Consider the following 8,493-nt stretch of genomic DNA (forward strand, 5'->3'; position numbering starts at 1 on the left):
CGCGCTCGCCTTCGCGCTGCGCTTCCAAGGCTGCAAGCGGGTCCACAACGCCGACGACATCAAAGGCTTCGCCCCCATCCCCGATCCGGCTGGTGTCCACCGTCGTATCGCCATTGCGCCTGGTGCGGGTCGTCTGGATTCTGTCATCGGATGACGGTACCGGGGCGCAAGCATCCGATAAGCTCATGATGTACAAAGCACCGTCGCGGCTCAGGTCGCCGAGGCGCAGCGGATGGCGCGGCAGCGGGTTGAAACGGACCTGATGGAGCAGACCGTGAACGATTATCTGGCTGCGCTCGAAGCCCTGTTCCGCAACCCAAACGACGAGGCGGCCCGCGCGTGGTGGACGTCACAAGGCTATGCGCCCCCAATTCACCCGACCGTCCCGCTGGAGACGGCACACAAGGCCCGCTTGCAATGGCTCGACGCGACGGACGACATGCTGGCCGAGAGCCGGGCGTTCCTGTTCGACCATGGCTACGGTGGCGTTCCCCACCTCCGCGCGTACACGTCAAGGACTCGGGATGCCCAGCGGGCGAAGCGCGGCCTGCCGCCGCTCAAAAGCGAAGCGCTTGATGCGCCGGCGAAGGCAACAGCCTCAACGTAGCGATGGCCTTGCATCGCGCTACGCTGCGCTCCCGCCGACAATTCCGACCTCGCGGACGCGCTCGCGTTCGCCTTGCGCTTACAGGGCCGCAAGCGCGTCCACAACGCCGACGAGATCATGGCCGAGATCGTCGTTAAAAGGCTTGTTGAGTATCTCGATCGCGCCGGCTTCGTGGTAATGAAGCGGCCGCCGGAGATTGGGGCCGCGGCACTTGGGCGCGGATTTGAGGGCGCCTGAGATGACTCCGAGGCTGGCGTGGCTGCGATCGATCAGCGATGCGATCTTGGGTATAGTTCCCGGCAAGCCTGACCGACTGGACACCGCGACGCACATGGCGATGGACGCCGGTCTCAGCGACCGTGGCGAAGCCGGCAGACAGAACCGCGAGCGGCCGGTGGACGACATCGACCCGCTGGGCAAGGCCATGCCAATTTTCAAGGACGAGCTGTTCGAGGCGCAATGGCTGAGGGCGGCGGGACACGCGAGCTACTGCGGCGCAGAGATCGCCGAATGCCTGGAGGTCGCCCGTCAGATCGGCGGAGCCGACCCGGAGCGCTGGTTCGCGGCGTGGTCGGGCTTCGCCTCGCGGCTGTTCGAGGCGGCCGAACGCAGCGAGCGCGCTGGCCATTCTGCGAGCGCCCACGGCGCCTATCTCCGCGCCTCCAACTACTGGCGCGCGGCCTGGACCTTTCTGTTCCAGGCGCCAATCGAGGCGCGGGCGCTCGACGCCTACCGCCGCCACCGCGAGGCCTTTACCCGAGCCGCAAAGCTGATGTCCCCTGCTGGCGAGGCGATCCGCATTCCTTACGAAGGCAAGTTTTTGCACGGCTATTTCTTCAAGGCGGCCGCCGATGGCGCCGCGCGCAAGACCCTGATCGTCAACGGCGGCTATGACAGCACGGCCGAAGAGGCGTTCCTGCTCAGCGGCGCGGCGGCGCTTGCGCGCGGCTACAATGCGCTTGTGTTCGATGGGCCCGGGCAGGGCGCGGCGATCTTCGAGGACGGGCTCGTGTTCCGACCCGACTGGGAGAAGGTGATCGGCCCGGTCGTCGACCATCTGTTCACGCGCCCTGAGGTCGACCGGAGGCGCGTCGCACTGATGGGGATCAGCTTCGGCGGCTATCTCGCGCCCCGCGCGGCGAGCTTCGAGCCGCGCCTCGCCGCGCTGATCGCCGATCCCGGCCAACTCTCCCTGTTCGAGGAGATGAAGCGCCGCCTGCCGCCTTTCGCCGCGCGCCGGCTGATGGATCGCGATGGGCTCGTTTCGCGCATTCTCGAATTCGACCTCTCCCGCCGCCTTCGCCATGTCTCGCAGGGCTGGGCGCTGAGGCGCGGCCTGCTCGTGCATGGGCTCAAGACGCCGATCGACTATCTGAGACTGACCGCCGACTATGTGTCGGAGCGGCCGGAGGCGATTCGCTGTCCGACCGTCATCTGCTCGGCCGAAAACGACGAGATCGGCGGGACCGCGCGCGACCTCTACGATCGGCTGACCTGCGACAAGATCTTTTTGGCCTTCAAAGCGTCGGAAGGAGCCGGGGAACATTGCGAATCCGGCGCGCGCGCCTGGTTCAACCAGCGCGTCCTCGACTGGCTCGACGAGATGCTTGCTGAGGTCGCCTAGCTATGGCGAAGCACAATGATGATCGCACCTACGCGCGATCGTCGCCCAGACAGAGGTCACGAGCGATAGGGCGCCCTAAGAGGCGTCGAGTTTAGGGCTTCCACCGCCACTCACCGCTAACCTATTGAAGTTATTAATAGCACTGGTACCCTAGGACATCCTTCGTTCTTCCCTCGCAGGAGAGGCGATGGGAGCGGGTGGACGGCGGGAGTGCGCAAATAGCGGGCGCTCGCTGATGGTTCAAGGAACGTGTCAAATGCGAGCATAAGCGCGCCTTCCCGCTCGGTCCCAGTAGGGAAGGGAGGCGCCAATAGTGCGCATTCCTGATCAACTGGGCGCCGAAGATGCGTCGATGAAAAGACCAAGAAATCCGCGCTTCACGGACGCGCAGGATCGCCTTTCGAGGCGCGCTGCGCAGTCGAGGAAATCGATTTTGTGAGACTTGCAGGGTTCGACTCCTTGCGCCTACTTGTCGACGATTCCGATCGCCTGCTCAAGCGCGGCGGGCGACACCCGCATCAAGCCGGTGTAAGGCAGGCCAAGTTCGAGGATGAGGAAGATCGCGAAGGCGATTGACAGCGCCCCGAACGCCAGCGCCGACAGCACCAGCGAGTTGCTCTCGGCGAACAGGCCGATGCCAAAAAACAGCGCGAGCGTCCAAAACAACAGAATCGCAATGAGCACCCACGATACCGGCGGACTCGCGACTTGCAGAGACATCAGCAGTCGCGATTGCTCGACCATGCTGTTGTACTGGTTCGCCGTCGCCAAAGCCTGCTTCTGCGCCTCCGTTTTCGGCTGGAGCGTCGCGAGAAAGTCGCCCATCGCCTGCGCGCTGGCCAGCGGGACCGCTGCGGAGAGCAAATTGGGGTCGGTCTCTCCGCTTCCCCAGAATGTCTCATAGCCTTTGACAATTCCCGCCTTGAGCTTGTCTCGCGCCGGCTTGGTCTCGGGCCCGTATTGCGCCAGCGCCTGATCGAGCCGGAGAATCTGGGCGGAAAAGCCCTCCAATTCGGTCTTCTGGGTCGAAAAATAGGCAAAACTGACGCCGATCAGCGTTCCCAGAACCAGCGCCAGGAGAAGGCTGACCAGCCCCGCCACTTGCCCGACGACGCCGCGCGACTGATCCGTTTTGTGCTCGTCCGCCAGCCGCTTTTGCATGTGCAGCCCGGTATAGCCGCTCGCGAGGATTAATATGAAGATGACGACGAAGATAACCAGAATCGTCATAGCTCAGACCCTCACAGTCTTGTAGCGTGCCACGCGAGCTGCGCGCAGGGAGCAGAAGAAGAATTCGCGCGCGGGCTTAATCGTTTTGCCTTGCAGTTTATTAGCTTTGTTGCTGTTGTTCGGCGCAATCATGGAACTACTGATTGGCAATGATCCTGATCGGCGCGCCGATCAGCGTAATCGGCAGCGACACGACCGCGCCGAGGGCGCCTTGCGGAACTCCTCCGCCCAGGTCGGCGGCGCGGGGATTTGCGGCGATCCCTTGTGCGAGAACGCTGCGCAGTTCCGGCGCGACGGCGGCGAGCTGATCGAATTTGTCGTGGTTCGTGGAATCGTTGGCCTTCACGTCGGTCAAGTCGATCACGGTCGCGCCCAACGCCGCCAGCTCCGCCGTGTCGGGGTTATCGCCGACTCGGGTAACGCCGCCGCCGATGGTCCTGGAGAGCCACAGCGCTTTGTCGTCCTTAGAAAGAACGATATAGAACGGCTTCTGCGGCTTGCCGAAGCGCCGCATCTGCGACTTGAACACGTCGATGTCGATATCGGGCGCCGCCAGGAACACATAGCCGAGCTTGCTCACTTGATCGAGGTTGCCCGAGATCTTGATCTGCCGGAACGCCTCGACGGTGACCCAGTTGCCCATGGAATGGGCGAGCACGTTGACCTCTTCGGCGTTGCTGGCGAGCAGGAGGCGGAGCGTATGCTCAAGTTCGTCGCGCGCCGCGGTGGCGCTGTTGGTGTCGTAGACGTAGGCCGTCGGTTTTCCCCGCGACGCCCAAGTGAACAGCACCGGGACCGCCGGGGATTTCGCGTCGTGGGCTATCTGGGTCAGGCGATAGAGCCCCTCGGCGAACATCGTATTGAAGCCGTGGATGAATAGGAGAATCTTGCGCTTTCCCGGCGAGCGTTTGGCGAGTTCGGCGTTCAGCGCTTGGACGAACGCCTTGTCGCCGTCGAGATAGTCTTCGCTGCGTACGACGAAAACGGCGTTGGGATCGCCGGGCGGCGTACTCGCCCATTCGATCTCGCTTTCCCTGTGAGTCGGCGGCACCGAGACCGTAATCTCGGCGTAGTCGACGGTGCCGGCTCTTTCGCCATTGAAAAGCGTGCCCGGACGCGAATCGCGCTCGCGCGTCGTTGCAACGAGCAAGGTGTGGTCGACGGCGCCAGGGGCCATCACGGCCACCGGACTCAGATAGCCGCTCTCAGGCCGGGAGGCGCAGGCGGCCAACGACATGACGACCAGCCCTATCGCCAGAATGGAAAAGGATCGCCCGAACGATCTCGATAGCCCCGGACGAAAAACAATTGTCCGGGCAGCGACGCAACCCACATGAACTCCCGCGCACGTCGCTGGTCTTGAGAAAGCCCCAGCCGTCACCGCCCTCTCTAGGGTTTGGCCTTGTCGATTGAAAATGAAATCAGGACTCTAGCGCATTTTCCGGTTGCACTGTGCTTTTTGCGCCACGGGGATGGGCTCATGCGCTCGACGAGAGATAACTGTCCCATTTGCAACGTTCGCCCTGGCGATCCCAAACGTCGACCCGGGCGAGACGGAATGCGCCAGTCGCAGATGTTTGCCGCCGTTTAGGCCCCGAATTTGAGAGATGCCATATGCCCTCAGGGTTGGTGTGCGGGCCCGATCCGCCGCGTCTTGACTGGCTTCGCCATGCCGAAGAACACGATCACGCCGTGGCCGCCGACCTGCATCGGCAAGCTGCCCTAGCCAATGAACCGCGCCGGACGCATTGCCAAGGGCAAGGCGACTTCGCTGCTTTAGCGGCAGATGCGCCTTCCTTCCACGATCCGGCAATGCGGACCCACAACGGCAGCGCCCCTCGGGGCCACCATAACCGCACTCGCGGGCGGACGCCGAACGCAGCCCGCATGGTAAACGCCCGCCGCGCAGTAAACAACGGCATTCGCTTCAGTAATCGAAAAGGCCAGTACCATAGCAACAATGGCGTATTTCATTTGAGCACTCCCTCAGGTTTTTGTTGTTTCATCGTTTTATAGCAAAGCTCTACCCTTTAATAGCACCGGAGTGTCATTTTTATCAACAGATTAAACATGTTCTGCGACCAGAGCCGGCATCATAATTTCCATTTTAATCGAGAGGGCCGCACCGTAAGGAGGCCATGCCGGATAGCGGCACGTCCCCTCCGCGCGCTCACACGCCGAGAGGCAAGGACTGCTTCCCTGCCCACTTGCGCCGTTCGCGGTTTGCGACCAGCAATAGCCGCTCTACGTCGACTCCGGGCGTCTGCTCCGCGCAAATACCGGTCATTCGCCGACGGCCCGGCCATCAGCGGGAGTCTCTTGGACGAGGCGGTCGTGTTCTGCGATCGGGTCCGGCAACGGCTCCTTCGCAAGCGGCTCGGCCGATTTGCGCGCGATGCGCCATCCCGCGCGGGAGGACGGGAGCTTGCGCGGGAAAGCAAAGTCGGAAACACGCGAGACACGACATGCCCGCAGCGACACTCGGCGAGCAGCACAGTCTCATGCGGACGGCGCTCGAAGTCATCGGCGGGCGTGAGACGGTGGCGGTCTTCGCAGAAGATGGCGTGGGGAGCGAAGGTCATTGCTGCGCCGCCTCCCGCTTGTATGCCACAACATGGCCGGTCATATAGGGCCTCGCCGAGGGCGTGAGGAGTCCAGCGCGCTTAACTCATTTCCGCTCGAATCCGCTCCCGAGCGCCGCAGCGCCAATCTCTGGTGGCCTCTTCATGATGACGAAGCCGGCGCGCTCCAAATGCTCAACAAGTCGCTTGGCGACGATCTCCGCCATGATCCGTCTGCGCCGTGGTTGCGTTTGCGGCCTTGGAACCGGAGCGCGAACGCCAGGGCGTCGGCGAGGTCGTCGGGTGACGCGGGCGTCAGGCGTTCGCCGGGGTCGGTCATTCGACGGAGGATAGCCGCGGCTGGCGAACGGAACAAGAACGAAAAGGCCATCGAGTTGCCCCGACGGCCGATCTTCATTCGCCGCCGCGCTCAAGCATCCGGGTCGCCGGGTCGCCGCCGACTCGCTTCCCCATCATCCGCGCCACGATGAGCGCGACGCGCCGCCAGTGCCCCGGGGTCCGACCGGCATGGGTTGTCCCGTTCGGCAGGATCACGTCACGCTGGCTTAGGCGAGCCTCACAGTAGGCTTCGCTGCCGTGGTCGCGGACAAAGTGCCGGCCTCCGCAACCGGGGTGCGCTACAGAACGACGCGCCTGCCGGTCTTGTTTGCGATCGCCAGCGCGACACGGCGCCAATGTTTCGCCATTACGTCGGAACTGGACTCATGTTCGCGCCGCCGCGCGGCGGAATATGCCGCTGCGCCCAGGTTGTGAATGAGCGCGTCGGCCTCGGCATCACTACGTTCAATACTCTCGCGGCGGCGGCGCAACCAGGACAGCATTTCCGGCCCCCCTTTCCACAGGTGGCGCAAACTGCATAGTAAGGGGAACAATGGGTGTTAGCACGACCGCACAAGACGCTTCCTAGTCCGACATTTCGTCGATCGCGTCGGCCGCCGCCTCCAACCATTTGACGACTTCACCCGGCTCGACTTCGTCGATCCAGACGGCCTCGGCGAGAACGTAATCGTCGTTCGCATAGACGACGCCCGACACGACGTCGGCGGGCTCTTCGCTCGCGATCGGCAGGCCGTTGTCGTCGACCATGACGATGCGGGCGAGGAAGCGCGGCGGCCTCGCATGATAGACGTACTCCCGCCTGCTCGGCGCGTCGCCGACGATCCACTCGTCACGGGGAACGGCGTCCGGGTCTGTCTTGCCGATCAGATCGCCGAGCTTCGTCTCGACCCAATCCGGGATGAAGCCGGCCGCCTGCCATCGGCGCACCGTGCGCGGCTGAACGCGCAATCGGCGCGCGATGGCGGCCTCCCAGCCGACCGCGCTGCGGAGAAGCGCGATGGCGGAATTCCTGAATTCGTCGGCCCTCATGCGGCATGGCCGCCGATCGCGCCCGGGAAAACGGTGAACCCACGATATTCTGCGCGTCGCTGATTGTTTGGCCGGTAGCCTGCGCGCTGAGAGTCGGACACTGTGTCGAAGGTTTTCATTTGGGCGTCCTTTCAGGTCTGCCGAGCGGGCCTCGTGCCCTTCTCTATGATGAACTTCGCGACCTCGAGCACACTTCGCCGGACGTCGCGATGACTCAGATCAAATATCGAAAAGCGGATCGCTGAGCGCCGGTCGGTAATAGGAGCCGACCGGTGTCACGGCCATCGTCGCGAAGTTGGCGGTCGGGAGCGCGGCGGTCGAATTGATCCAGCCGTTGGCTTGCGCCGCAGACATGAGCGGGCCGAGCGGCGGCTTGGCGAGATCATGGAGGCGACTAGGGCGAGGGGCGCGCTCCCGAAGGGCGGCAAGCCGAGAAAAAAACCGGGGCCGCTGGCCCCGGTTTCGCTACAGTCGCAGGGCGTCGCCAAACACTTAGCGCAGTGCGTTAGGGCAGCGGCGGCGGTTTGATTCATGGGATCGATCCACAATCGAATGCTCTGTTTCGCGACGAAGCCGACCGGAAGCATCTGGGCGCGCGCATCGGCCTCACCGCCGTCCTCCACACCTGGGGTTCGGCGCTGACCACATTCCCTGACAAAAGCGGACAGTACGCGCGTTGTAGGGCGCGGCCGGCGACTGCGCCGCGGCTGGGTCACCGACCCCGCCCTACAGACGCTGGCGCGCCTGAAGTCGCGAAAATTCCAGACGGAGGGGGTGCCATCGGTGATCGTGGGACTCCTGCCGCCGTCACCCCCCGAAGTCGATTCGGCAAGGTCGGCTTGGGGCCGGGCAAGCGTGCTTTCCTTGATTGCGGTGTTGATCCTGATCATTGCCTCGGCGGCCGGAGGGGCGTTCGGGTGGCGGCGGGCGATGACGCCTTCATGAGCGCCGCCGAACGCAGTCCAAGCTGCTCGTCCGATTTATTTCGTATGTTCGTCGCGCGCGCTCACTCGACCTCGACGGTTTCCATGGAACAGCGCCCCGACAGAGGGCGCAAGTTGCAGGACAACCAAAACTCGTTC

The 8,493-nt window shown here is 63.7% G+C and carries 9 protein-coding genes; 4 read left to right on the forward strand and 5 right to left on the reverse strand.

The window, feature by feature from the left end; genetic code table 11:
* The first annotated feature begins 232 nt into the window (after window positions 1-232).
* The 3 genes from ACLP2E_RS09415 (at window position 233) to ACLP2E_RS09425 (ending at window position 2,231) form a co-directional block, all read left to right on the forward strand.
* Window positions 233-607 (forward strand): hypothetical protein, encoded by a 375-nt coding sequence (locus tag ACLP2E_RS09415; protein WP_442465755.1) that lies wholly within the window; start codon window positions 233-235, stop codon window positions 605-607.
* Window positions 608-679: 72 nt separating this feature from the next.
* Window positions 680-844, forward strand: a complete 165-nt coding sequence (locus ACLP2E_RS09420) for a hypothetical protein (protein ID WP_442465756.1) — start codon at window positions 680-682, stop codon at window positions 842-844.
* A 46-nt stretch (window positions 845-890) separates the two neighbouring features.
* Window positions 891-2,231: an alpha/beta hydrolase family protein gene (locus ACLP2E_RS09425; RefSeq protein WP_442465757.1), complete on the forward strand. Its 1,341-nt coding sequence runs from the start codon at window positions 891-893 to the stop codon at window positions 2,229-2,231.
* Between the two features lie 465 nt (window positions 2,232-2,696).
* On the opposite strand, the gene ACLP2E_RS09430 is transcribed toward ACLP2E_RS09425, so the two are convergent.
* Together ACLP2E_RS09430 and ACLP2E_RS09435 are read right to left on the reverse strand one after the other, a co-directional pair.
* Complete coding sequence (locus ACLP2E_RS09430) at window positions 2,697-3,461, reverse strand: bestrophin-like domain (RefSeq protein ID WP_442465758.1); 765 nt, start codon at window positions 3,459-3,461, stop codon at window positions 2,697-2,699.
* A gap of 136 nt (window positions 3,462-3,597) precedes the next feature.
* Window positions 3,598-4,698, reverse strand: coding sequence for an alpha/beta hydrolase (locus ACLP2E_RS09435; protein WP_442465759.1), 1,101 nt, complete (start codon window positions 4,696-4,698; stop codon window positions 3,598-3,600).
* Between the two features lie 1,228 nt (window positions 4,699-5,926).
* Between ACLP2E_RS09435 and ACLP2E_RS09440 the strand changes: the two genes are divergently transcribed.
* Window positions 5,927-6,091 carry a hypothetical protein gene (locus ACLP2E_RS09440; protein ID WP_442465760.1) on the forward strand — a complete coding sequence of 55 codons (165 nt, stop codon included), beginning with the start codon at window positions 5,927-5,929 and terminating at the stop codon, window positions 6,089-6,091.
* A gap of 569 nt (window positions 6,092-6,660) precedes the next feature.
* On the opposite strand, the gene ACLP2E_RS09445 is transcribed toward ACLP2E_RS09440, so the two are convergent.
* The 3 genes from ACLP2E_RS09445 to ACLP2E_RS09455 form a co-directional block, all read right to left on the reverse strand.
* The gene (locus ACLP2E_RS09445; protein ID WP_442465761.1) at window positions 6,661-6,864 is read right to left on the reverse strand and encodes a hypothetical protein; all 204 of its coding nucleotides are present in this window, start codon (window positions 6,862-6,864) and stop codon (window positions 6,661-6,663) included.
* Window positions 6,865-6,946: 82 nt separating this feature from the next.
* Window positions 6,947-7,411 (reverse strand): hypothetical protein, encoded by a 465-nt coding sequence (locus tag ACLP2E_RS09450; RefSeq protein WP_442465762.1) that lies wholly within the window; start codon window positions 7,409-7,411, stop codon window positions 6,947-6,949.
* A 219-nt stretch (window positions 7,412-7,630) separates the two neighbouring features.
* On the reverse strand, window positions 7,631-7,765 hold the full coding sequence (locus tag ACLP2E_RS09455; RefSeq protein ID WP_442465763.1) for a hypothetical protein: 135 nt from the start codon (window positions 7,763-7,765) through the stop codon (window positions 7,631-7,633).
* Between the last annotated feature and the right edge of the window lie 728 nt (window positions 7,766-8,493).

Source organism: Rhodoblastus sp., from assembly GCF_052145335.1.
GTDB lineage: Bacteria > Pseudomonadota > Alphaproteobacteria > Rhizobiales > Beijerinckiaceae > Rhodoblastus.